This window comes from Arthrobacter sp. MYb221 (genome assembly GCF_002979835.1).
Classification (GTDB): domain Bacteria; phylum Actinomycetota; class Actinomycetes; order Actinomycetales; family Micrococcaceae; genus Glutamicibacter.
Window position 1 is genome coordinate 35,797 of sequence record NZ_PCPW01000008.1, and the last position, 23,891, is coordinate 59,687.

Below are 23,891 nucleotides of genomic sequence, written 5' to 3' on the forward strand. Positions count from 1 at the left end.
CCTACTCGCTAGGGAACGCCCGGGTCTAGATTGAAGGTCTGCGCGATCAAGCTCAGACGCTTAGCTCAGGTGAGGTTTAACCCTTGCCGTTTCCTTTCTTGCCACCCTTGGTGATTTCCAGGACCTGTGCACGGTCTCCGGTCTGGTTCTTCTTCTCGCCGAGCGTGCCGGTGCTGTTGTGCAGGTGCAGCAACAACGCCTTGGAAGCAACGGAAGGCTCTGCCACGGTGACCGGGAGCTTGGTGCCGTTCAGATCGGTGAATAGCGAACCCTGAGCCCCAAAATCAACCTGAGGTTCGGCAATATCGAACGTGACCCAGTCGGTCTGATCCACCGGGATCATCGCCCCCTGGTCATTGGTGTGGTACCAGGAGAAACTGGAGACGCTGTAGGAGATTTCGGTGGAATCCTCATCCAGGCCGAGCGCCGCAAGCGATACCGGCAAGACTGCCACATTGGTGTCGAAGCTGTTGGTGTCAACATCTCCGAGCACCCCGTTGACCGGCTGCAGATCCACCTGTTCGCCGGTCTTCAAATCGAAGGTGGCAGCGAGGTCAAGGTCGATTCCGTCGAGCGCGGTCGTGAAGGTCACGAAGTCGGCTTCGCCGTCGCCATTGGTGTCGATGTTGACATCCAATTCGGTGCCGCCGGCTAGATGCGCCCAGTTCCCCCAGGTCGAGATGCCCACGTTGAGCAGGCCATCGGCCACGCCGGTTCCCGGTGCGGTGCTTGAAGCGCCAACGTGCTGCAGATCCATCGAGCGGGCCCCTGGAACGCTGTCCATGGTCTTCGGCCCGCGTTCGCTGGAAGCGCCCAGTTCAAATGCGCCGAGCAGCGAGACTACCTCGGTGGCACCTTCGCCCGCGCGGACATCCTTGCCCTTGAGCTTCAGCTCGGTGGTGTTCTCACCCTTCTTCAGCTTCTTGACCGAAGCGGACATATCGGCAGAGAGCTTTGGAGCTGCCTGAACCGGGACGCGCAAGGTTGGAGCCTCCGAGCTGGTGAGCTCGACGCGACCGCTGGCATCGGAAACCCATGCGCGGGCCAGACCCGACTGGGCGCTGTCCATGGTCGGATCCAGGGTCTTGGTCCATGTGGCTGGATCCACGCTCAGGGTGACCTCGACGTTCTGCGAGGTTCCCGGAGCCAGGGTGAGACTCTGGCGGTCCAGCGTGAAGCTGGTGCCCGGGATCTCGGTAGCTGGCACGTAGTCGATCTCGTAGTTCTGCGTCGTGTCGCTGGTGTTCTCCACGGTGATTGAACGTGAATCGGTAAACGTTTTCTTACCGTCGATTTCAAGCACTCCGAAGACGACGCTTGTCAGATCCGCGGCCTCGGAATCGTAGGCGATGGCCGGGGTGGACAGGGCAGCTTCGGCCATGACGCGGCCCGAGCCTACACGGTTTGGACCATAGGCCTTGCCATTTGCCGCGAGGACATCGGCTGCCGCGGTGTTCATGATGGTGCTCTTGGCCTGCGCGGCGGTGAGCTCCTTATCCTGCATCACCAGGGCCGCCACACCGGCAACCATTGGGGTTGCCATGGAGGTGCCGGACATGACTGCCGGTCCGTTGCCGGTACCAACGCCTACCGAACCGATCTGCGTGCCGGGGGCCGCAACATCGGGCTTCACCACGCCGTTCGAACCATGTACGCCACGTGACGAGGAGGAGTTCAGGGTGTCCTTGACTCCGGAGTCGCCCGAAGCGGCACCCACAAACGAAGCATCCAAGGTGACCTGCAGCTCGCCAGCGTCGGCCGCTGGACGCAGCTTATTGGAGTAGTCCAGCGTGAACTGGGCGCCGGGGATGGTGGCGTTGCCGGCGATTCCGGCATCGAAGAGGTTGGTTTCAGCATCCAACAGGACGCCGGTGGCACCGGCGGCTTCGGCGTTGTTGAAGCGTGCGCCGGATCCACAAGGGAATTCGCCGTTCTCGCTCCACTGCAGCCAAACCCACTTGCCTTCCAGTGATCCTGGTTCAAAGGCCGAGCAGCCGAAAGCGTTATCGGCCGGAGCCATGGCCACTTCGCCGCTCAGGTCGGCCGGATCGGCCGCGGTGTAATTAAAGTTTGCCGAGTACTGGCCGGCGGCGGTTCCGGCAACGCCCTCGGGCGCATCGATCTGGATCTTATCCAGGGTGACCTGCGAGCCAACGGAGTTGGCGACGGTCAGCGAGGAACGCGAGTTGCCCGGCGAGCCGCCGACATCGGTCACGTCCCCGGCATTGCCCGAGGCGATGACGGAGAGAATTCCAGCCTCGGAGAGCGCATCGACAATGTCATTTTCCGGATCCTGGACGGGGGAGTGATCCGAGCCGAGGGACATGTTGACCACATCGGCGCGGTCTGCGAAGTCGCCGTCTCCGTTTGGATCAAGCACGTAGTCAAGAGCCTGGCCGACTACGGCGGAGGAACCGCCGCAACCGAAGACGCGAATGCCGATCAGTTGCGCCTCCGGGGCGGTGCCCGGGCCGACCTTCATCGTGGCTACCTCATCGGCGGTCAGCGAAGCGTAATCGCCGGTGAAGGTGGAACCTTCCGCGTTGACGCCATAACCGGCAGCCGAACCGGCCACGTGGGATCCGTGTCCTGCGGCTTCGCAGTCCAGCGGGTTAGGGTCGGGATTTGGAATCGGCTGGTAGTCCGGGGCGTCTGGGTTGGCGTTGTAGTCATCGCCGACCAGGTCCCAACCGCCAATGAACTTCTTTGAATCGATGAGGCCGGAATCCGCCGTCGGGAGTTCAGCTGAAGCCTGCGCCTGCTTATAAGCCTCGATGGTTCCGGGGCCGCCAAAGCCGGCGTGCGTGTAATCTACACCGGTATCCAGCACGGCGATTTTTACGCCTTCGCCGGTGGTGTCCAACGCGGTCCACGCGTCGATAGCCTCGGTGTCGATGACGGCGCCGCGGTTAGTTGGAGATTTTGGCACGATGGCGCTGATTTTTGCGACATCTCCGCGTTCGGCCAGCGCGCGTAGCTCTTTGGCGTCACCGGTAAGCGCGACACCCCGCAAGGCGTTGGACGTTGTGTAGATGACCTCGGACTTGGCTTCCTTGGCTAGCTCCTTACCCTTGGCTTTAACTTGGGATCGGACCGATTTGACCTTTGCCTTGTCTTTTTTCTTTCCGGACTTTTTGACCTCCTGGTAAGCGCCGTCTCCTTCGAGCTGGACGAATACCGACACCTCGCCGGAGGACTTCGCCAGCTGGCCGCTGACCTTCAGGTCTGCAAGAGTTTGGCTTTTAACTATTGGCAGGGAAGCTGCATTCTCTCCGTCAGATGGTTGCGGGATGTTGGCAGCTGACGCCGGACCTGTCATCGTGACAGCCAATGCTAAAGCGGTGGCTGATCCCAGAATGAGGCGCGGCAATCGTGGATTGCGCCGAGTGACCATGATTCTCCTAGCTGAACAGGAAGCGGGATGCTTCCGTGTGAAGATGCGACGGTTTCACTCGCGGCAGGTCGGTGCGCGTTGAGTGATGACCGGGGCCGACGTCCGCTGAAACGTCGAGTCTCCTACTGAGGAATCCTAAGTGACCCACGTCATATATCAAGGGGTTATTGAATAGTGATATTTTTCAGCTAAAAACATTTTGCATATGCTTCACACCCAAAACCCCGGATCACCAACCGAAACTCGACGTACTAAGCGCCTAGTGGTTCTCTATTTTTTAGAAATTATTAACCAAGTGTTACTCCCGGGTAGGGGATTTCATCACTCGGGTGAGATTAGTAGCCGTCGGAGTCCTTGGCGAAGCCCCAGCCCAAAACGAGCGGACGCAATGTGCTCATGCAGAGCCCGTTGCATCCGCCCGTGAAGCTGCGAAGCAGTTATGGGAAATGGACCTTAAACGCGGTCGACGAAGTTGTTGACCCGTTCCTCGAGCAACTTGATCCGTTCGGCCACTACCACCATCGGGTCCGGATAAATCGGGTTCTTTGGCGGGGGAATCCGCACGTTAGTCGAGCATTCGAAGTTTGCGCAGATCATGGTGCCCAAGGTATCGCCGTCGCGGCCCGGTTGCCCTGCCCGGCGGGTACTGAACATGTTCACGTAGCAAGGGATATTTACGTCCCGGCAGATATCGCACATGGCGACACTACTGCGTTTTCGCAGTCCATCGGCCGAGCGCAGCAACAGCGCCCGAATCTGGCCGGCTGGATTGCTGTGGATGAGATAACCGCGCTGCGGCATCTTGGGATCGCGCCACCCAAGGTACTCGAGGTTTTCCCAGTCCAGCGCCGAGAAGTTTTCCGGCAAGGTCAGTTTCTTCGTCTCGCTGCGACTGGCGTTGAGGAAGGAGGAGCGAATGGTTTTTTCTGTCAATGGCTGCATTGCAGGTCCTTAAAGAGATCTGCGGGCGTACGGCGCGCGCAGAGAGTTGCGGGGAAAGGGCATGTCCCATCGGCAACGGAAAACAGGCAGAGCAGCACAATTAAACGCCTGCAACGCCTATGGCGTTGGAGCGGTGTTTGGAAGCTACCCGTCCGTCGAGGGGACGAACGGGGAAGGCATCAAAGTGGCTTGCATAGCCGACCTCCCTACCGCGTGCCCTGAGCACGCAACGACTTGACAGTGTGGTCTCCAGGCTCAAGCTGGAGCCGCGATTTTCCAATCATAGCAAAGGCCACACCCGCAGATGTGGCCTTTGCCTGCTCCGACGCAAGTGCTGTTAGCGTCGGCCGCCCTGCCAGAGCGCATCGAAGGGGGTGTTTCCGGCGACGCGGTTGCGGATGCCTTCGGTAACAAAAGCCTTGGCGGTGCGGGCTGCTTCCAGCGGTGTCGCACCCTTGGCCAGCTCGGCGGTCACCGCTGCAGCGAGCGAGCATCCTGCGCCGGAGACGGCAACCTCGCCGATCTTCTTTTCGCGCAGCACTTCGAGGGTGGTTCCGTCGTAGAAGACGTCGATTGCGTCTTCGCCGGCAATGCGCACGCCGCCCTTGGCCAGGACTGCGGCACCGGAAATGGCATGGATCTGTTTGGCGGCCGCAACAAGGTCATCCTCGCTGTTGATGCTCAGTCCGGAGAGCTGCTCGGCTTCGAAGTGATTTGGGGTGACAAAGCTTGCCAGCGGCAGCAGGTTCGATTTCAGCGCTTCGTCGGTGTCCAGCGCGTGCCCTGGTTCCTGGCCCTTGCAGATCAGCACCGGATCCAACAGCACGTTGTTCCACTGCTGGGATTTCAGTGCGGTGGCAACGGTGTTGATCGTAGCTGGTGATCCCATCATGCCAAGCTTGACGGTGCCTAGTTGGCCCTCGTAGCAGGTTTGGATGGCTTCGAGCTGGTCGGCGATGACCTGCTGCTCTACCGGCACGAAACGGTGATTCCACGAGGCCTTCGGGTCGAATGACACAATGCAGGTCAGGGCAACAATTCCGTAGGTGCCTAGCTCTTGGAAGGTCTTCAAATCTGCCTGCGCTCCGGCGCCTCCGGTGGCTTCCGAACCGGCAATGGTCAAGGTCAGGGCTGGGCCTGGGGTGTTGATTGTAGTAGTCATAGTCCCAATTGAAGGTAGTGCGGATTGAATAGGTGTTTAGCTTTGCTGCCAAATGCTGATTTTAGTGGCTTTGGACCAGCCTTCTGTCATCGCTTCGGAATGTTCCGCGGCGGCAACCAGAAGAATCCATGGCAAATCATGGCTGTAAGCGGCTCCGGCAAAATTTGCCAGTACTGCGCGCCGCGCCAAATCCGGGTTCGTTGGTGCGTACAGATCCGGGTCGGACAAGAGTCCAAAAGTTGAACCATAATGCATTCGTCCGCGCGCTACCGGGCGATCGAATTCGGCCACCTCAACTACGTCGTAGTTGTCCATGGGAGCTTCGAAGGCGGTCGATGTCTCGGCCAGTTTGACGACCTGCTCTACGTCCTCCGGTTTGGCTGCCAGGAGGTTCAGCGTTGCGGTTTCATGCCAACCGGCCGAACTGAGCGAGGAGGCAACTGCCGGGTTCGGGGTCCCGAGCAGGATGACGCGACGATACTCGTTGGCTGGAACCCAGTCGTTTCTGGGCCAATAACGTAAAAGTTCAGGATCGTCGCCGTTCAGATCAACCGAGCGCAACTGATCTGGGCCGGGGAATGAGGCGATGCGGTCGCGTAGGAGTGCGTAGCCTTCAGTCCACTCCGGCAGGGGAGTCGCAGTTCCGCTCATCGTGAGATTCGCTCCTAAGCATCTCGGAAGTAATTAGGTCGGTACTTCGACTTTACGCCTTAATGGCGACGAGCACGGAACCATGAAGCGGAACCTGCGCCCCGCGATGCCACGGACCCAGCGGATCGAGCGCTTCCATGGAGGAAGGGGCGGCAACCGCCCAAATTACACCAAGGCCAGCTGCTACGAGGCCTTTGCCTTGGTGATGTTCGCCTGGCGGCTTGTTCCGGTGGCGGTACTGCCACGTTCCGCATTTTGGTCACCGCTGGAATCCATCAGGGCGAGCACATCTTCGAAAAGGGAACGCACCACCGGCAGGCGGCAGAGGATTGCAAACTTGCCGACGACGGGAGCGACGTTGCGCATCAGCGCTCGCGAACGTCGCTGATCGGGTGAACTGTCGTAGGCCCAAGCGGAGAATACCTGTCTGGACAGCAGCCAGAGGAACCTTGGCAACTCACGCCGAATACCTAGCGGGGGAAGTGGCCGCGCGCCAGCGACCGCGCGTTCCCACAGCGACATCTCAAGTTGAGCCAGTTCGCTGTTTTCGGGATCGCGCGAGAGCAAGACCTTCAAGAATGCCGGCCCGAAATCGTGGTACTTCTCCATCACCTGCAGATTTGAGTTGAAGACCGTATGGATATTCGCTTCCAAGGTGTTGCCGTCGTCGAGTTGGCCATTGCATAGCGCGTATTGCTCCGCCCGCAAGGATAGGAGCAATTCGAGGACGATGTCTTCTTTGGAATGGAAGTAATAGTAGGCGTGCGACAGGGAAACTCCGGCCCGGTTGGCGATGGCGCGCATGCTCGCCGCTTGGTAGCCGTCTTCGGCGAAAGCCGCCAGAGCTGTGCGAAGCAGTTTGGCCTTGGTCTGCTGGCCCTTGCCGGTACGCGGTTCTTTGAGCTGCGTTGGCTCGCGAATAATTTCCATACGGGTCAAGTGTATCCAAGTATTGAACGCGTTCAAAAATCAAGTCTGATTACGCTGAAGCGTGCGGAGCGAGTCACTGCCATTTTTGGTTCCTCAAATTCATATTTTGAAGAACACAAGGTGAGATAGCTGATTGAAAATTTCATGGATATCAAACTCCGGTTGCCGTGAAGCAGGTCACGGTGAGTTTGTGATGGCTCCGTGGGATACTGGCAAGGCAAGTGCTAATACAGCGGGACAGCGCTCCGGCACATAACCACAGATCAGCGAAGAGTTGCTGGTATCTGGATGTCGGTCCACGCGGAGTCTTGGCGAACCACTTTTAACGAGGAACATTTTCATGGGCGAAACTAACGCCAAATCAGTAGCCGCGCGGCCTTCAAAAGCAATTTTTGCCGCCGCCGGATCTCCATACTTCTCCGCAGTGCTCGCGCTGATGGGAGCGGTCGTCATACTCTCCAATATTGGAGCGTCGAAGGGCGTGGCCATCGGCCCATTCATCACCGATGGCGGGTTTTTCCTTTTCCCATTGGCCTACATCATGGGCGATGTGATTTCAGAGGTCTATGGCCTGAAGGCCGCTCGCCGATCGATTCTCATTACCTTCGCCCTGGCCTTCTTCGCGGTGTTCGCCTTCTGGATTATGATCCAGCTGCCGTCGGCAGAATTCTACGACGGCCAAGAAGCCCTCGAACGCACCTTGGGGCCGATCTGGCAGATTGTGGTTGCCTCGGGCTTGGGCTTCCTGGTGGGGCAACTGGCCAACTCGTGGGTGCTGGTGCGGATGAAGCAACGATTCGGGGAACGCGGGCTCATCGGACGGTTGATCGGCTCCAGCGGTGTTGGTGAATTCCTGGACACGCTGATCTTCTGCGCCATTGCGGCTCCGGTTATCGGAATCACCGATATGCCGAATTTCATCAACTATGTCGTGGTCGGGTTCGTTTACAAGACGGCGGTGGAGATCATCTTCGTGCCAATCACCTCGCTGGTGATCCGCTGGTTCAAGAAGCGCGAACCTAGCTATGCGGCGTTGCTTGCCGCACGGTAAGACACGAACCCCATCAGCAGTTTGGACGATGCCCCGGAGGCAGGCCACTAGATACTGTTGAGAGATGAGCATAGGGAACGTGCAACTGGCAGTCGAGCACTTGGAAATCGGCTACGCCGGTCAGGCCCTTTGCGAACCGATCAACCTGTCGTTGACGCCCGGTGCCGGTCTGGGAATCATTGGCGCGAATGGCAGCGGGAAATCCAGCTTGATCCGCACGGTGCTGGGCTTGCAGCCGGCGATCTCCGGTACGGTCAGCTTTCATGGTGCAGCCCTCGACGAAGGCTCGGCACGCTTCCGCAAGGACGTCGCGGTCCAGGTGAGCGACGGCGTATTCTTTGAAGAACTCACGGTGGCAGAACACCTTGAAATGGTGGCGCGAGGCCATGGGGTGCAAGACTGGAATGACGCGGTCACCCGAGAACTTGAGTTTTTCGAGCTGCAACAGGTTGCCAAGCAGCAGCCCCGGGAGTTATCTTCCGGGCAGCGGCGCAAATTGCTCCTAGCCGCGGCGCTGGTCCGCCCGGCAAGACTGTTGATCCTCGACGAACCCGAGCAGCGCCTCGACCAACGGATCAGGGTCCGGCTGTATCGCAGGCTGGCCCAGCTGCGCGAGAAATCCGTGAGCATCCTTGCGGTCACCCACGATCCGTTGATGATCCGCGACTGCCTCGAAAGTGCGCTGATGCTGCACGGCGGCCAGGTGCGAACGGTGGATGCGCAGTCCGGGGCGCTGTGGCTTGAGCGCTAGCAAGCAAGCTGACGAACTGGGCGGCTACGACCCACGGGAAATGATCACCCGGATGCGCAAACGACGGGATCATTCCGCGCGATTCGACGCATTCTCCGATGCTTATATCTGGGTGCTGTTGGCGGTCATTGCCCTCGCCTATCTCTTCAGCGTGCTCTCCGGGGTGATCTTTGCCCTGCAGGGCGGTGGCATAGCGGCGCTGGATCTGCCAAGCGCGGTCTGGAACCTGCAGGATCTGGCGATCGTACTGATTCCGGCACTATTGCTCTGTGTATTTCGTGGGCTGCTCTATCTCGGCCCATGCGGGCTTTCTCCGGACAAGGCCAGCTGGTGGCTGCCGCTGCCCATCAAGCTCAGCGCCGTCAGGCAGCGTGCTCTCGGCAGCGCCATCGCGCTTGGTGCACTGGCGAATATCTTCGTCGGAGTCCTGTGGTTTGTGTGCCTCTTTGCGCTGTCCGGAGGATTCACCGCAGAAGTGCTGCTGCTGGGAATTGTTGCCGCCGCAGCATCCGGGGCGCTCTTGGGTGCCTTGGCCGCGCTCGCGCAAATCGGCGCCCGGCAAAGAGCCGCGCTCCGGGTGTGCCGGACGCTCTGGTCCCTGCTCTTGCTGGGACTGAGTATTTCCTGGAGCCTGCTGCTGTTCGGGAACCGCTGGCTTCAGGGAGTCTACGGGCGGCTCGGAGAGCTGGTCTTTGAACCGAGCCTCTGGGCCGTTGCCTGCTCCGGGTTGCTAGTGCTCGCGGCGGCCGCCACATGGTTGGCGTTCAGCCGGATCGAGCGCTTGGACGCGAATTCCATGCGGCAGGCCGGGCAGGTACAGAACCAGCTGGTCGGATCGATGATCCAGATGGACCTGGGAGGAGTCCTGCCGGTGCCGAACGCGGGGCGCAACGCACGGACCAGGTTGGCCCACAGTACGCTGCGCAGGTTGCCGGTGGTGCTTCAGATCTTGGTGCTGCGCTACCTGCGAGGCAGGTATTGGCATGGACCGCTGAGCCTGGTCCTCACGGCCCTGGCCTTGACGCTGGGAGTCCGCGGCATCGCCAACCCGCTTGCGCTGACCGGATTCCTGGTGCTTGCACTATGCCTGCTGACGGAGAACCTCTCCCAAATGAACCGGCCACTGGCCAGCCAACCGGGTCTAGCCCAGCTGCTGGGGTTGCCGCGGAGCCGGCTGGTTCGCCCCGCCCTGGGGTTCACCGTGGGTTTGGCGTTCGGTGGGCTGCTCATCTGTTCGGCGTTGCCGGCCGCGCTGGGAATGATCCCGAGCGCGAATATTTGGCCTTGGTGCGCCGGGCTGTTGGTGGCTGCCTGTGGCATCACGGCAGCGATGTGGGGCCGGGCCACGCGCGGGGAACGCGACTGGGAATCCTTGATCCTCGGATCAGCCAATGAGCTGCACACCGGTGCGTTGGCGCTCAAGGAATTTGGTCATTTCCTGCAGGCGTTGGCCTCGGGGCTGCCGATATTCTTCTTGCTTCTGGCGCCGGGGTCGCCGGTGCCGTGGGGAGTGTGGGCGCTGAGCACGCTATGCGCATACCCCGGCTATCTTGCCCTGCGCCGCGCCGGCGAACAGCAAACCGCAACGATCAGCTAGCCGCCGAGGACAGCGCGATGGCGGGCTACCCGTGCTCGGCCTGAACCGTGGTGGGCAACCCGCCGCCGTTTTTAATGCTCCGCGCCGTTAGCCGCGCAGGCCCTGCGGGTCGGGTTCGCCTTTGTAGTACTCGCCCAGGACCTTTTCCTTCAGCGCAAAGAAGCTGCCATCCTCGATGGCTTCACGGACCGAGTCCACCAGAGATACGGTGAAGTGCTCGTTGTGGATCGAAATGAGCGTGTGGCTGAGCAGCTCCTTCGACTTGTGCAGGTGGTGGATGTAGGCACGGGTGAAGTTCTGGCAGGTATAGCACGAGCAGCCATCGACCAGCGGGGTGAAATCGCGCTTGTAGCGGGCCCCCGAGAGGTTGAAGCGTCCGTGCGGGGTGTAGAACGCGGAATTGCGGGCCACCCGGGTGGGGGAGACGCAGTCGAAGGTATCGGCGCCGTTCTCGATGGCGGTGAAGATATCGTCCGGCTCGGAAATCCCCAGCAGGTGCCGTGGCTTGTTTTCGGGCAGTTCCTCGGAGCACCAGCCGACGATGGTGCCAAGGTTCTCTTTTTCCAAGGCGCCGCCGATGCCGAAACCGTCGAAGGCCATCGCGCCAAGGTCCTGGCAGGCCTTGCGCCGAAGGTCTTCATACTGGGCGCCCTGAATGACGCCGAACAAGGCCTGGTAATCCTTACCCGCACGTGAATCGGTCAGTGCGAAGTGCTCGGCGATGCAGCGCTGGGCCCACAAGCGGGTGCGTTCCAAGGACTCAACCTGGTAGCCGCGCGAGTTCTGCAAGGTGGTCAGCTCGTCGAAGGCGAACATGATGTCTGCACCGATCTGGTGCTGCACATTCATCGAAATTTCCGGCGAGAAGCGGTGCTTGCTGCCGTCGAGATGGGATTTGAACCAGACGCCGTCGTCGTCGACATTTGCCAGGCGTTCCTTGCCTGGGGCTACCGCGTCGTCCGGACCGGACTGATCCACCGACTTCATGTCGATGACCTTCTTGAAGCCCGAGCCGAGGCTCATGACCTGGAAGCCACCGGAGTCGGTGAAGGTCGGGCCTTGCCAGCTCATGAACTTGCCGAGGCCGCCAGCCTCATCGAGGATGTCGGCACCTGGCTGCAGGTAGAGGTGGTAGGCGTTGGCTAGTACCGCTTGGGCGCCAAGCTCCGCTACCTGAACCGGGGTGAGTGCCTTGACGGTGGCTTTGGTGCCCACCGCGATAAAAGCAGGAGTTTTGATTTGCCCGTGCGGGGTGTTGATGACGCCGGTGCGGCCCAACATCTCCGAGCCTTCGGGGGAAGTGAGGCGCGTGCCTACCTCGAAACCGAATTCGGCTTGGCGGGAATGCGGGTTGCTGGGGTTAAAGTTCTTCTCGGACACGTACCAAGTGTGCCGTATGTGTAGCCGGGTGAGGAAAACGACAACCCGAAAGTGAGCCAAAACCTAGCGGTCGACTTGGTTAAAGGCGAATAATGCAAGTAACTGCACTGTGGCGAATGCGACGAAAGGATCCAGTGAATCTCCAGAATCTCAAGGAATCCGCGCGATCGTTGATAACCCTCGGACCTGCTCGGAAAGACCACTGGATCGGACTACGTACTGCCGTTGGCGTCTTCGCGCCGCTGATCTTCTTGCTCCTGATCGACCGGTTGGACCTGATGGTGTTCGTGGTCTTCGGCGCCTTTACCGGCGTCTACGGGCGCGTGGATGGCTACTGGAACCGCTTGCGCATGCAGACCCGCTCCGGGCTGTTGTTCTTCGTGGTGATCGGGTTGGCGCTGCTGGCTTCGACCTTCTGGATCGACCATGACAATCCGGAACTCAAGGCCTGGCAGGTGGTGGGGGCGACAACCCTTGTCGCCGGCGTCTGCTCGGTAGTCACCGGGTATCTGCGGTTGCGTCCGGGCGGTTCGCTGTTCCATATCTTCGCCTTCGCGGCGATTGCCTCCATCGCCAAGCCCGCACCCTTTGGCGAAGCGATGTTCGCCGCGGCGGCGACGATCCTGCTGGCGCTGTTCATCGGGGCCAGCGGCGCCCTCGGCCAGTGGTCAAGCCTGTGGAAACGCACCCCGGTGCCGCCGTTGTCCGATAACGTGCGCAAGGCTATCTGGTGGGAAGGCCTGTTCTATGTGCTGACCGCCGGTGTGGCCGGTGCCCTGGCGAATATCGTTGGCAGCCAGGTCGAAGCGGGGCACAACTATTGGGCCATGGTGGCGGCCGTGGTTCCGCTCGCCGGACACACCACCGCGTTGCGCGTGCGCCGTGGCGTGCACCGTGTACTTGGCACCTTGGCCGGCATGCTGCTCATCGCGGTGTTGATCCTAATCAACCCGGCCATGTGGATACTAGTTGCCTTCATCGGGCTGTTCCAGTTCTTGGCCGAGATGCTGGTGATGCGCAATTATTTCCTCGCGCAGGTCTTCATCACTCCGTTGGCCCTGGTGGGCACCACCCTGATCACCGGGCTGTCCACCGCGGTGATGTACGACCGTGTGGTCGAAACGATCATTGGTTCCGCGGTGGGCATCCTGGGTGTCGTGCTCGGCAGCTGGTTTGGAAACCAAATGCGGCGGCGACTGGGAATCACCGAGTCAAACGGATAGCAACCTGGCTAAATATTGATTCCGACATGCGCTAATGCCTGACGGAGAATATTCCCGCGGCCCCCGGCAAACGCACCCTGAATGTCTTCGCTCAGTGCTTCCGCTGGCGATAGCCAGGTCAGTTCGAGCGCGTCTTGGCGCGGGGTCGATTCACCACGCACCGGAACGATATAGCACATGGCCACGGCATGCTGGCGATCGTCGGTCAGCCCGGTCTCGCTGGGAGATGGGAAGTATTCGGCGACGGTGAAGGGGACCGGAGACGCCGGGAGCTGGGGGAGCACCATGGTGCCCAGATCCTTTTCAATGTGGCGGATCAGGGCGGCACGAATGGTCTCGCGGTACATGACTCGGCCGGAGACAAAGGTGCGCAGCATGTGCCCGGTCTCGTCGCCGGTGAGCAGCAAGCCCACCTCGTTGACGTAGCCAAGCGGATCGAGGCGCACCGGGATGGCCTCGACGTAGAGCATGGGGAGGCGTTGGCGGGCTTCGTAGAGGTCCTCCTCGTTGAGCCAGCCTGGATAAGGGTCGGGCGTACGCACGTTCATAGAACCATCTTCATACATATTTGCTCGACCGTGGTGAACTTCCCGCTGTGTTGCGCAATTCACTGCCGATCCGAACTTTCCGCTCTGGTGCATTAAAAGGCCGAACTGTAGGATTAGTTGAACCGTTTCACCTTATTTTGGCGGTATTTTTCTCCTCGAACTTCTCTCGGAAGCAGTGTCCAGCCTTGACGAACGCCCCAGAGCGCTTGAGCAAAAAGAACTTCACCACGATTACGGTGCTGATCGTATCCAGCTTCGTGGTAATCCTCAATGAGACCATCATGAACGTGGCGTTGCCCGTACTCATGGTCGAATTCAACGTCACCGCCGATGCTATTCAATGGCTGGCTACGATCTTTATGCTCACCATGGCCGTCGTCATTCCAATGACCGGTTTCCTCCTGCAGAAGATGAGCACCCGCAACGTCTTTCTGCTGGCCATGGGCATGTTTGCCCTCGGCACCACGCTGGCGGCGGTGGCCCCCGGCTTTGGAGTGCTGCTGGTGGCGCGCGTTATTCAAGCCTGCGGCACCGCGGTGATGATGCCATTGCTGATGACCACGATTCTCGATCTGGTCCCGCCATCGCGTCGCGGCGTGCTCATGGGCAACGTATCTATCGTGATCTCGGTGGCTCCTGCCATCGGCCCGACGCTCTCGGGATTGATTCTGCAGTACCTCTCGTGGCGCTTCATGTTCATCGTGATCATTCCGATTGCGATCCTGGCCCTAGTCATCGGCACTCCACGCCTAGGCAACGAGGCGGGTCAGGCCAAGACCCCGCTGTCCTTCGTCTCGATCCTGCTGGCGGTGCCCGGCTTCGGTGGTTTGGTCTACGGCCTCAGCCGCCTCTCGGCAGCAGGTGCGTCGCCGCTGAACCTCGGGATCCTCTTCGTCGCGTTGCTCTGCTTGGTGGCGTTCACCGTCTTGCAGAGCCGTCTGCAACGTGAAGACAAGGCGCTGCTGGATCTGCGACCGCTGACCTACCGCGACTTCACCCTGTCGCTGGTGCTGATGATGTTCGCGATGGTGGCGCTGTTCGGCGTGATCATCTTGCTGCCGATGTTCTTCACCAATGTGCTCGGCATGGAGACACTGACTACGGGCCTGATCATGCTGCCCGGCGGCCTGCTTATGGGTATCTTGGCCCCATTCGTCGGGCGACTGTATGACAAGGTCGGCCCGCGGCCATTGGTCGTTCCCGGTGCCTTGGTGCTCACCGCGGTGATGCTCGCCTATGCAATGATTCTGGATTCAACGACGCAGATCTGGCTTTTGGTCCTGTTGCATCTGGCGATGAGCCTGGGCCTGGCATTGATCTTCACCCCTGCGTTCACCACCGCGTTGAACCCCTTGCCGCATCACTTGCACTCGCACGGTTCTGCCCTGCTCTCCACCTTGCAGCAGCTCGGCGGCGCACTGGGCACCGCATTGGTGGTTGGCGTAGTTGCCGCCACGACCGCTTCGAAGCTTGCCGAGGGAACCGACGAATTAGTCGCAGCCGTCGAGGGCTTCGCCCCGGGCTTCCTCGTGGGAGCCGCCTGCTCCGTCGGCATCCTCATCATCGGTTTCCTGATGGGTGGCAAAAAAGAACTCGTGGAGGCAGAATCCGAGAGTACTTCTGCCATGCACTAATCCGGCACCGTGCAAAACCCTCGCAGATAAAAATCTGTGGGGGTTTTGCCGTTCCCAAATGCGAACTCTTCTCAAATCTTCCCGTGGCCGTTAGGCTAAATCCCAAGTCAACAACGCAAAAAAAGGGGATTCGATGGAACTGCAGGATACTGTCGCGCTAGTCACCGGAGGGCTATCCGGTCTGGGCCGAGCAACGGCAAGCAAACTCGCGCAGAGCGCCACCCACGTGGTGGTGCTTGATCTTCCCCGTGAAGACGGAGACGAAATTGCGGCCCAGATTTCTGCAAATGTCCGTTACGTCCCCGCGGATGTCACCCGGGCCGAAGATGTGGCGCTTGCGGTGCAACGCGCTGCCGAGTTGGGGCATCTGCGCGTCGTGGTGAACTGTGCCGGCGTGGCGACTCCAGGCAAGGTGCTCGGCCGCGAGGGAGTGCTCCCGCTGGAGAAGTTCGCCAAGGTCCTCGAAATCAATGTCACCGGCACCTTCAACGTGGTGCGTCTCGCCGCCGAAGCAATGGCGCACAGCGAAGCCGTGCTCGATGCGCGGGGCACCAGCGAGCGGGGAGTGATCATCAATACCGCATCGGTGGCAGCCTTTGACGGTCAGATCGGCCAGCCCGCCTACGCGGCATCCAAGGGAGCCGTGGCCGCCATGACCTTGCCGTTGGCCCGCGAGCTTGCGGCGCACCAGATCCGCGTGATGACCATCGCTCCGGGAATTTTCCACACACCCATGATGGACTCGCTGCCGCAAGCGGCCCAGGATTCCTTGGGCGCGCAGGTACCACACCCTTCACGGCTGGGACGGCCGGAAGAATATGCGGACCTCGTGGCGCACATTGTTTCTAACCCAATGCTCAACGGAGAAACCATCCGACTGGACGGCGCCATCCGCATGGCTCCACGCTAGTCCTCGGCGCGCAACCCCCGCTGGTTGCGATGCTCGGCGTGGCTGATCTGGAACCGCCGGCTTTCGGCGCAGATGAACACGATTATTGCCATGAAAACCAGCAATGCTGCGAACCACAGCGGCGCGCTCTCCTGCCGCCAGGCCTGATAGGCTGCGGCGAACATGCCAAGTCCGTAACCGGTGGCCAAGGCGTGGCGGCCGCGCTCGGTCTGCGCGAATCCGGCGGCCAGGAGCGTAGCTAGAACGGTGACGATGCTGATCGCCAGCAGGTGCTCCGGCCGGTTCCAGCCGGCCGCGGAAAACCACAGCTGCAGGGTGAAGGTCAGCGAAAAGCCGGTGAAAAAACTGACCGGCAAATCGGTTGCGATACGTTCTAGGTGATTGCGGGCGGTGTGCCTGTTCATTTGGAACATGCCGTACAGCCCGAAACCGGTAGCCAGGGTGGCCAGCAGGGCGCCAGGCCAGAGGAGGAACCCGGCGGTGAAGGTCAGCGCGCAGGCCATGAGCGCCACGGCGGATAACCCATAGACGGTGATGGCCCGCTGCCTGCGTGAAGATAGCTGGTGCGGCAGTACCGAGTATCCTGCACTGGCGATCATGGTGATCGCTATGGCCGGCCACACGAAGGCGAGCACCGGCGAGGTATCGAGCAAGCCGCCCTGGGTGCTGGAACTGGTATCCAAAGCGGTGTTCAGCGAGGTGACCAGCAGCAGGACCCCGGCCAGGGCAAAGAGCGCTGCACGGACCTTGTCGAAGTTTTCCACCGCAGGGTTGGGGCGGCGATCCGGGGCGGCGTAGGGCAATTGCAGGCTCTGCTTCTGCGAGGCCTCGGCGATCGCCTCCTGGGCCGAGTCCACTAGCGAACGCAAATTCTCGGTGGGATGCGGCTCTGCCATCGGGGTACCGTCCTTGGGTAGGCACTTCTTCGACTGCGGTATCAATAACCGCCAGGTGTGTGCAACAGCCTAGGATAGTCCAACGGATTTTAGAAGAGCCGCAGGCTAAGGCGCCTCGATTAAGCGTTGCCGCGAGCTGAAACTGCGCGGCTGCCCGCTTAGCGGGTCGGTGAATGAAATCGTGTGCGCCAGCAGCTGCAGGGGGCGCGAATAATCATCTGGTGCCAAATCCCACAACCGCGGGTAGAAGGCGTCGTTGATGATGCCCAGCCCCAGCGAGGCAAGGTGAACCCGAAGCTGGTGGGTTTTACCCGAGAGCGGGTCCAGCTCCATCAGCGCGACCGGCAGGCCGGCATGGTGACCCTTGCTGGTGCCGAGGGAACCGAGCGAGATCCGCGTCTGGGCATTGGGAATCCCGTCTTCGACGGTGGCACGCAACTGCCCTTTGACCTTGGCCATCCGGTTTTCGAAGACCAGCGGCATGCGCTGCAGCAAGCCATGTAATTCTTCGGTGCTCCGTACATTGGGGTGTTCCCCATTGGCTTCGAGCACTCGCCCGGTTTCCAAGCCGTCGCCCGGCTGCAGGGCGACGACCGCCTGGTATTTCTTGGAGATCTTTCGATTCTCGAAAAGCATCTGATAGGCGCCGCGGGTCCGCGGGTTCGCTGCGAAGAGGATGACACCTGCGGTGGCGCGGTCCAAGCGGTGCATGGGAACTAGCTCGGGGTTTCCGGTCTGGTTGCGAAGGCGCACCAGCGCGGATTCTTGAATGAAACGGCCGCCCGGTGTGGAGGGCAAGAAGTGCGGTTTGTCCACGGCGATCAGGTGCTCGTCCTGATGCAGGATTTTTGCTTCGAAGGGGATCGGTGTCTCAACCGGCAAGGAGCGGTAGTACCAAATGAATTCGTGCTCGCCCAGGGTGGTGCTGGCGCTAAGCGGCACCCCGCCCAGGCCCACGATTTCCTGCTCTTCGAAGCGGCGCATGAGCCCTTGCGGATCCACATGGCCGAAGCGTTCGAGCAAGTAGTCGGCCACGGTTTCCCACGGTCCGTTCTTCGGCACACGCAAACGTGTTGCGTTGACGCCATTACGAACCGGGAGTGGGGAGAGCATTGCCATGGGACCTATTCTTTCATTGCCTGGCAATTCGGGCAGTAATAGCAGTCTCGTTCCATCCCGGTTTTCTGCCCGGCAAGCTTGAATACCGCCACGCTCGTCCCGCAGCGCAGACAAGGCCTCGCGGCGCGGCCGTAGACCCATAACGGTTCTCTGGTGCGGGGATCCCCGGTGGTGACACGGCGGCCGCGGTCCTTATTGAGCTGCAGGAGACGGTGGGACATCGAGATGACCGCGGGCAGGTTCTCGACCTCGCCCACGGGGGTCAGCGGATGAACTCTGGTGAGGAACAGCACCTCGCAACGGTAGATATTGCCGATTCCGGCCAGCAGGCGTTGGTCCAGCAGCGCCTCTCCGATGACCCGCTCGGGATCGGCGAGCAGGTTCCGGGCGGCAAGCTCGGGATCCCAGTTGTCCCCAAGCAGGTCCGGTCCGAGGTGGCCGACCAGCCCCTGCTCCTCGGCGGTGGGCACCAGCTGGAGCTGGGCGATATCAAACCCGACGGCCGTCCAGGGAACGGTATGCAGCGCTACACGGGCGGTATGCGCCGGACGCTTCCAGCGCTCCTCCGGCGCGTAGAGATCCCACCGGCCATCCATCAGCAAATGTGAATGCAAGGTCAACGGCGCCTGCCCGCTGCCTTCGGGTGGGCTCAAGCGCATCAGCAGGTGCTTGCCGCGCGGCCGAACCTCGTGAACGGTGTAACCCGCCAGATCGGTGGTGGCCAGCTGCGGCACCCGGAAGTCGCTGCGGATCAGCCGCTGGCCGGCCAATGCCTGGTGCAGCCGTGCGGTGGCACGGTATACCGAATCGCCTTCGGGCATGGGACTCCTTCGTTTTGACGGCTACCGGCGGAACCGGATGCCCTGCGGAGTTGAATAGAATCCCGCCGTGAGCAGCGGTGCCGCCAACGGGTGGGAACTGACGGCCTGGCCATTAACCGTTGCGATGGCGATCTTGTCGATCTTCGCGGCCCGCAAGACCGCCACCAATTCGGTGGCGAGGAGCTGCCAGGCCTCTTCTGTGTGCTCCCCGAAGGTCAGGACCGTGCGGCCACCGCGTTCAAGATAGAGGCTTAGCGATCCGTCGAGCAGGCCGACCACGGCTCCTGCCTTGCGCCCCGGGCGGTGCCCGGTGTCGCCGACCGGCCAAGGCAGCGCCGCGCCGTAGGGATTGGCAGGATCGGTCGAGGCCAGCACGGTTGCGGCCGGTTTGCGGCGTGGGTCCTCGGGCAAGGAGAAGCCGCGCAACCGGTCGATGTTGTTGGATGTGGAGAACTGGGCGGCGCCGAGCTTTTCAACAAAGTAGCCGCGACGGGCGTGGCCGGCTTCCTCCAACTTGGTCAGGACCCGGTAGAGCTGGCCGAAACCTCCGGGGACGGATTCGGCGGCGACCGAGCCACGGGTGAGCACCCCGTAGCGTTCGAGCAATACCTCGGCGGTAGCATGCGCGGTGATAGTCGGGTCGCTGACCGGGACAGGAAGCAGGGACCATCTGGCCCCGCCGCGAATGGAACGGGCAGACTGCCCGGCTTGTTCGCGGGCCAAGCGGTTCAGGCCGGAAAGCCTGTTCAACCGGGCGGCGCGGGCACGCGGAGCCGGTTTGGCGATCTTGTGCGCGGTGCTGCCGCCGGCAAGGTAGCCGCGCACCGGGGCGAGGGTGTCAGGCGAAATAAGCCCCGCCCAGAACAGGTTCCAGCAGGAGCCGGTGACTTCCTGGGTCGTCGGCCGAGCCTCGTCCTCCGACCCGATGCGCGCGGCGAGCTCCTCGGTGAAGTAGGCGCCGGTGCTTTGGAAAGAATTGAGTACCTTGAGATCCAGTGCGGTCAGGGCGCTGGCGTCTCCGCCGGAGAGGGTCAGTCCGGCATGCTCGGTGGTGTGCAAGGAGAGCCAACCATCCTTGCCGCCGGCGGCGCCTGCACCGCAGATCAGCACGTCGCCGGAACTGGTCAGTTCGTCGAGCCAGGCGCTCTGGTAAGCGCGCAGCCGGGCCGGGAGAATGAAGGATTCGAGGGCGGAGGCGGGCAGCTCGGAACCGGCCAGCTGGCCGATCACCTCGTAGAGCCCGTCGCTGCCCGACAGCTGGGAACCGACCTGTTGCCAGGCCGGCAGGAACCGCGCGTAGGTGGCTTGGTCGACTGGTTCCACCTCGGCGCGCAAGGCCGCCAGGGACCGGGTGCGGATGGTGCGCAGGACCGACACGTCGCTGAACTCGTCTCCGGAAATGCCTTCCGGGACCAGTTCCAGCGGTCGGAAGGCGCCGAGCGACAACCGTCCGGCGGCAACCAGCCGGTCCAGCACCGGACGCAGCAGGGCAACTCCCAGGCCCAATGTGGCCGCCAGCTCGGTGGCGGTGAATGGCGTGTGCGTGCGTGCGTAGCGCGAGACGAGGTCTTCGACCGGTTGCGCTGCGGGTTCCAGAAACACTGCCGGGATCCCGGTGGGCAAGGGCGTGCCCAAGGCGTCGCGAAGCTTTGCGGCGTCTTCGATGGCCGCATAGCTCAGCTCGCCACCCAAGCGCAGCGTGAAGGCGCGGCGGGTCGCGACCAGCGCTTCGGCGTGCGCTCGCGCGGCCGGCTCGTCGAGCTGTTCAGCTTCGTGCTCCGGGTGACGCAGGCGCCGGGCAAGTTCCGGTGCGGTGAGCGGGCCGAGCAAACGCAGCAGATCCGCGGCGCCCTCCAAGCCGGCGAACCGGCGATTCGCCGCCAGATGCTGAAGTTGCTCACCGAGCTGCGCGATCACTTGGGCGTCGAGGACCTCGCGCACATCGTTGCGGCCAAGCAATTCGCCAAGCAGCACCGGGTCCAGGCTCAACGCCGCGGCCCGGCGCTCGGCCAACGGAGCATCCGACTCATAGAGGAATTGGGCCACATAGCCAAAGAGCAAGGATTGCGCGAACGGGGAAGGAAGCTCTGTCTGCACTTCAACCAGGCGGATGGCCCGCGAGGAGACCTGGGAGAGGATTTCGCTCAGCGCCGGCAGGTCATAAACATCATTCAGGCACTCGCGCACGGTCTCCAAGATAATCGGGAAGTCCGGGTAGTTGCGTGCGACATCCAGCAGCTGGCTCGCCCGCTGGCGCTGCTGCCACAGCGGGGTGCGCTTGGTCGGGTTGATCCGCGGCAGCAGCAGCGCACGGGCGGCGCACTCGCGGAACCGGGCGGCGAACAGCGCCGAGTTGGCTACCTGCGAGGTGACCACGTCGACGATTTCATCCGCTTCGAAGGCAAAGAGCTCGGCTCCTGGAGGTTCGTCGTCCATCGCGGGGATGCGCAGCACGATCCCGTCGTCCGCGGCCATCGCGGAGGCATCCAACCCCCAGCGTTCGCGCACCCGGGCGCCGATGGCCAAGGCCCACGGGGCATGGACCGAAAGCCCGAAGGGAGAATGCAGGATCACCCGCCAGTCGCCGAGCTCGTCGTGGAATCTTTCGATCACGAAGTTCTGGTGGTTCGGCACCTGGCCGGTGGCACGGCGCTGCTCGCCCAGGTAGTTCAGCAGGTTCTGCGCGGCGTAGGGATCCAGTCCGCCGGACTCTAGCCGGGCCGCGGCGCTGCCGCCCTCCTCGGCAAGCAGCCCGGTAGTGAATTTTCCCAATTCGGCGCCGAGCTCAACGGGGCGTCCCAGCCCGTCTCCGTGCCAGAAAGGCAATTTGCCCGGCTGCCCGAAGGCGGGGGTCACCAGCACCCGGTCATGGGTGATGTTCTCGATGCGCCAGCTGGTGGCGCCGAGCGCAAAGACATCCCCGACGCGGGACTCGTAGACCATTTCCTCGTCGAGCTCGCCCACGCGTTTGGGCGCCTTGTCATCCTCGGACCCTGCGAGAAATACCCCGAATAGGCCCCGGTCCGGGATGGTTCCGCCCGAAATTACCGCAAGCCGTTGCGCACCGGGGCGGGCGGTGAGGGTACCGGCGTCGCGGTCCCAGATGAGCCTGGGCTTGAGCGTGGCGAACTCATCGGAGGGGTACTTGCCCGAGAGCATATCCAAGGTCGCCAGGTATACGCTGCGCGGAAGCTTCTGGTAGGGAGCCGCCCGGCGGACGGTATCGAACCAGGCCTCGACGCTCAGCTCGTCCATCGCCACCGCTGCCAGGGTTTGCTGGGCGAGCACATCCAGCGGGTTGGCGGGGATGACCATCTTCTCGATGGCGCCCGCTCGCATCCGCGTGACCACCAAGGCGGTGGAGAGCAGGTCCGCGCGGTGCTTCGGGAAGAAAATGCCTTTGGACACCGAACCGACCTGGTGCCCTGCGCGGCCTACCCGCTGCAGCCCGGAAGACACCGAATTGGGGGACTCCACCTGGATGACCAGGTCAACGAGTCCCATATCGATACCGAGTTCCAAGGAGCTGGTGGCGACGACCGCGCGCAGGCGGCCGAGCTTCAAATCCTCTTCGATTTGGGCGCGGGAATCCTTGGAGACCGAACCATGGTGCGCCCGGGCCAAAAGCGGTGCCTGCGGGTCGCTGGGCGCGCTGGATCCGGCTTGGGCCATCATCGCCGCCGGGCTGGAGCTTGCGGTATTCTCGGCGGCGAAGCCTTCGCGTTCGGCGTAGATTTCGTTCAGCCGCCCGGTGAGCCTTTCGGCCAGCCGACGCGAGTTGGCGAAGATGATCGTCGAGTGGTTTGCCAAGACCAGGTCCACCAGCTGGTTTTCCACATGCGGCCAGATGCTTGCGCCGGCCGTTGGCGAAGAACCGGGGCCCAAATCGTGGGCGCCCGCCGCCGAGGGCAGATCGGTCATATCCTCTACCGGGACCCGCACCGCCAGTTCCCATTTTTTGGTGGAAATGGGACGCACAATATTTGCCGGGGCCGAACCGGCCAGGAAGCGGGCTACCTCTTCGGCAGGTTCCACGGTGGCCGACAACCCAATGCGTTGGGCTGGGGTGGGCAGCAGGGCATCGAGACGTTCAAGGGACAACGCCAGATGGGTGCCGCGTTTGGAACTGGCGATGGCGTGGACCTCATCGATGATGATGGTGTGCACCGTGGCCAGGGTTTGCCTCGCCTGGCTGGTCAACATGAGGTACAGGGATTCGGGCGTGGTGATCAGGATATCCGGCGGGTTCTTCAGTAGCTGACGGCGCACATTGGGGGGAGTGTCTCCCGAGCGCACGCCCACCGAAACCGAGGGCTGGGAGATCCCAAGCTGATGGGCGGTGGCGCGGATTCCGGCTAGTGGGGAGCGCAGGTTTCGTTCGACGTCCACGCCCAGCGCCTTCAGCGGGGAAATGTAGAGCACCTTGGTGCCACTGCCCGAGCCTTGGGACTTCTCCGGCTCGAGACCCGGAAGGGCGGGCTTGGGAATCTCGGCCTGATGGAGCCGGTCCAGCGCCCAGAGGAAGGCTGCGAGGGTTTTGCCCGAACCGGTGGGAGCGATCACCAGCGTATGGTGCCCGCTGGAGATTGAATCCCAGGCGCCTTGCTGGGCCGCGGTTGGCTCGGTGAACACGTCAGTGAACCACTGGCGGGTCGCGGCACCGAACCGGGAAAGAATCTCACTCATATCTTCGATCTTAGGGGTGCGAACCGACCAAGCGAGGCCTTGCGGCATCCAAAGCCGAACTGAATTGCGCTGCTGCCAGGGGCGCTATTCGCTCTGTCTGCCCCATAGCGTGACGCACATGCTCAGCTTCGACAAATTAGGTTGCGTTTCTTCGCTGTTGGGAGAAGTAACAAAGCAGGACCGAAGAAACTTCGGT

The 23,891-nt window shown here is 61.9% G+C and carries 17 protein-coding genes; 6 read left to right on the forward strand and 11 right to left on the reverse strand.

All coding sequences use genetic code 11. The features are described from left to right. Positions 1–76: 76 nt before the first annotated feature. From CQ015_RS11145 to CQ015_RS11165, 5 genes are all read right to left on the reverse strand, one after another. Positions 77–3,319: a S8 family serine peptidase gene (locus CQ015_RS11145; protein WP_258138308.1), complete on the reverse strand. Its 3,243-nt coding sequence runs from the start codon at positions 3,317–3,319 to the stop codon at positions 77–79. A 528-nt stretch (positions 3,320–3,847) separates the two neighbouring features. Beyond that, entirely contained in the window at positions 3,848–4,336 is a 489-nt protein-coding gene (locus tag CQ015_RS11150; RefSeq protein ID WP_105650136.1) for an FBP domain-containing protein, read from the reverse strand. 337 nt (positions 4,337–4,673) lie between these two features. Then, on the reverse strand, positions 4,674–5,498 hold the full coding sequence (locus tag CQ015_RS11155) for a hydroxymethylpyrimidine/phosphomethylpyrimidine kinase (RefSeq protein ID WP_105553472.1): 825 nt from the start codon (positions 5,496–5,498) through the stop codon (positions 4,674–4,676). A gap of 36 nt (positions 5,499–5,534) precedes the next feature. Further along, positions 5,535–6,149 (reverse strand): hypothetical protein, encoded by a 615-nt coding sequence (locus CQ015_RS11160; protein WP_105553471.1) that lies wholly within the window; start codon positions 6,147–6,149, stop codon positions 5,535–5,537. Between the two features lie 183 nt (positions 6,150–6,332). Next, the gene (locus CQ015_RS11165) at positions 6,333–7,079 is read right to left on the reverse strand and encodes a TetR/AcrR family transcriptional regulator (RefSeq protein WP_105650137.1); all 747 of its coding nucleotides are present in this window, start codon (positions 7,077–7,079) and stop codon (positions 6,333–6,335) included. A 340-nt stretch (positions 7,080–7,419) separates the two neighbouring features. On the opposite strand from CQ015_RS11165, the gene CQ015_RS11170 reads away from it, so the two are divergent. From CQ015_RS11170 to CQ015_RS11180, 3 genes are all read left to right on the forward strand, one after another. Then, a complete protein-coding gene (locus CQ015_RS11170; RefSeq protein ID WP_105553469.1) occupies positions 7,420–8,130 on the forward strand; it encodes a queuosine precursor transporter in 711 nt (236 codons plus the stop codon). A gap of 64 nt (positions 8,131–8,194) precedes the next feature. After that, the gene (locus CQ015_RS11175; protein ID WP_105650138.1) at positions 8,195–8,881 is read left to right on the forward strand and encodes an ABC transporter ATP-binding protein; all 687 of its coding nucleotides are present in this window, start codon (positions 8,195–8,197) and stop codon (positions 8,879–8,881) included. Then, positions 8,871–10,478 carry a DUF6297 family protein gene (locus CQ015_RS11180; protein WP_105650139.1) on the forward strand — a complete coding sequence of 536 codons (1,608 nt, stop codon included), beginning with the start codon at positions 8,871–8,873 and terminating at the stop codon, positions 10,476–10,478. The genes CQ015_RS11175 and CQ015_RS11180 overlap by 11 nt, the downstream gene beginning before the upstream one ends. 87 nt (positions 10,479–10,565) lie before the next feature. Here CQ015_RS11180 and tgt read toward each other — a convergent pair whose 3' ends face one another. Further along, positions 10,566–11,858: a tRNA guanosine(34) transglycosylase Tgt gene (gene tgt / locus CQ015_RS11185; RefSeq protein WP_181148434.1), complete on the reverse strand. Its 1,293-nt coding sequence runs from the start codon at positions 11,856–11,858 to the stop codon at positions 10,566–10,568. Between the two features lie 134 nt (positions 11,859–11,992). Between tgt and CQ015_RS11190 the strand changes: the two genes are divergently transcribed. Continuing rightward, positions 11,993–13,081: an FUSC family protein gene (locus CQ015_RS11190; RefSeq protein WP_258138312.1), complete on the forward strand. Its 1,089-nt coding sequence runs from the start codon at positions 11,993–11,995 to the stop codon at positions 13,079–13,081. Positions 13,082–13,089: 8 nt separating this feature from the next. Here CQ015_RS11190 and CQ015_RS11195 read toward each other — a convergent pair whose 3' ends face one another. Next, entirely contained in the window at positions 13,090–13,629 is a 540-nt protein-coding gene (locus CQ015_RS11195; RefSeq protein ID WP_096285505.1) for an NUDIX hydrolase family protein, read from the reverse strand. Positions 13,630–13,814: 185 nt separating this feature from the next. On the opposite strand from CQ015_RS11195, the gene CQ015_RS11200 reads away from it, so the two are divergent. Further along, positions 13,815–15,263 carry an MDR family MFS transporter gene (locus CQ015_RS11200; protein WP_105650141.1) on the forward strand — a complete coding sequence of 483 codons (1,449 nt, stop codon included), beginning with the start codon at positions 13,815–13,817 and terminating at the stop codon, positions 15,261–15,263. A gap of 133 nt (positions 15,264–15,396) precedes the next feature. Beyond that, the gene (locus tag CQ015_RS11205) at positions 15,397–16,173 is read left to right on the forward strand and encodes an SDR family NAD(P)-dependent oxidoreductase (protein WP_105650142.1); all 777 of its coding nucleotides are present in this window, start codon (positions 15,397–15,399) and stop codon (positions 16,171–16,173) included. On the opposite strand, the gene CQ015_RS11210 is transcribed toward CQ015_RS11205, so the two are convergent. The 4 genes from CQ015_RS11210 to CQ015_RS11225 form a co-directional block, all read right to left on the reverse strand. After that, on the reverse strand, positions 16,170–17,069 hold the full coding sequence (locus CQ015_RS11210; RefSeq protein ID WP_105650143.1) for a hypothetical protein: 900 nt from the start codon (positions 17,067–17,069) through the stop codon (positions 16,170–16,172). The genes CQ015_RS11205 and CQ015_RS11210 overlap by 4 nt on opposite strands. 105 nt (positions 17,070–17,174) lie before the next feature. Continuing rightward, on the reverse strand, positions 17,175–18,182 hold the full coding sequence (locus tag CQ015_RS11215; RefSeq protein WP_105553667.1) for a pseudouridine synthase: 1,008 nt from the start codon (positions 18,180–18,182) through the stop codon (positions 17,175–17,177). 11 nt (positions 18,183–18,193) lie between these two features. Then, on the reverse strand, positions 18,194–19,009 hold the full coding sequence (locus CQ015_RS11220; protein ID WP_105650144.1) for a DNA-formamidopyrimidine glycosylase family protein: 816 nt from the start codon (positions 19,007–19,009) through the stop codon (positions 18,194–18,196). Positions 19,010–19,030: 21 nt separating this feature from the next. Further along, positions 19,031–23,695 carry an ATP-dependent helicase gene (locus CQ015_RS11225; RefSeq protein WP_105650145.1) on the reverse strand — a complete coding sequence of 1,555 codons (4,665 nt, stop codon included), beginning with the start codon at positions 23,693–23,695 and terminating at the stop codon, positions 19,031–19,033. Positions 23,696–23,891: the final 196 nt, after the last annotated feature.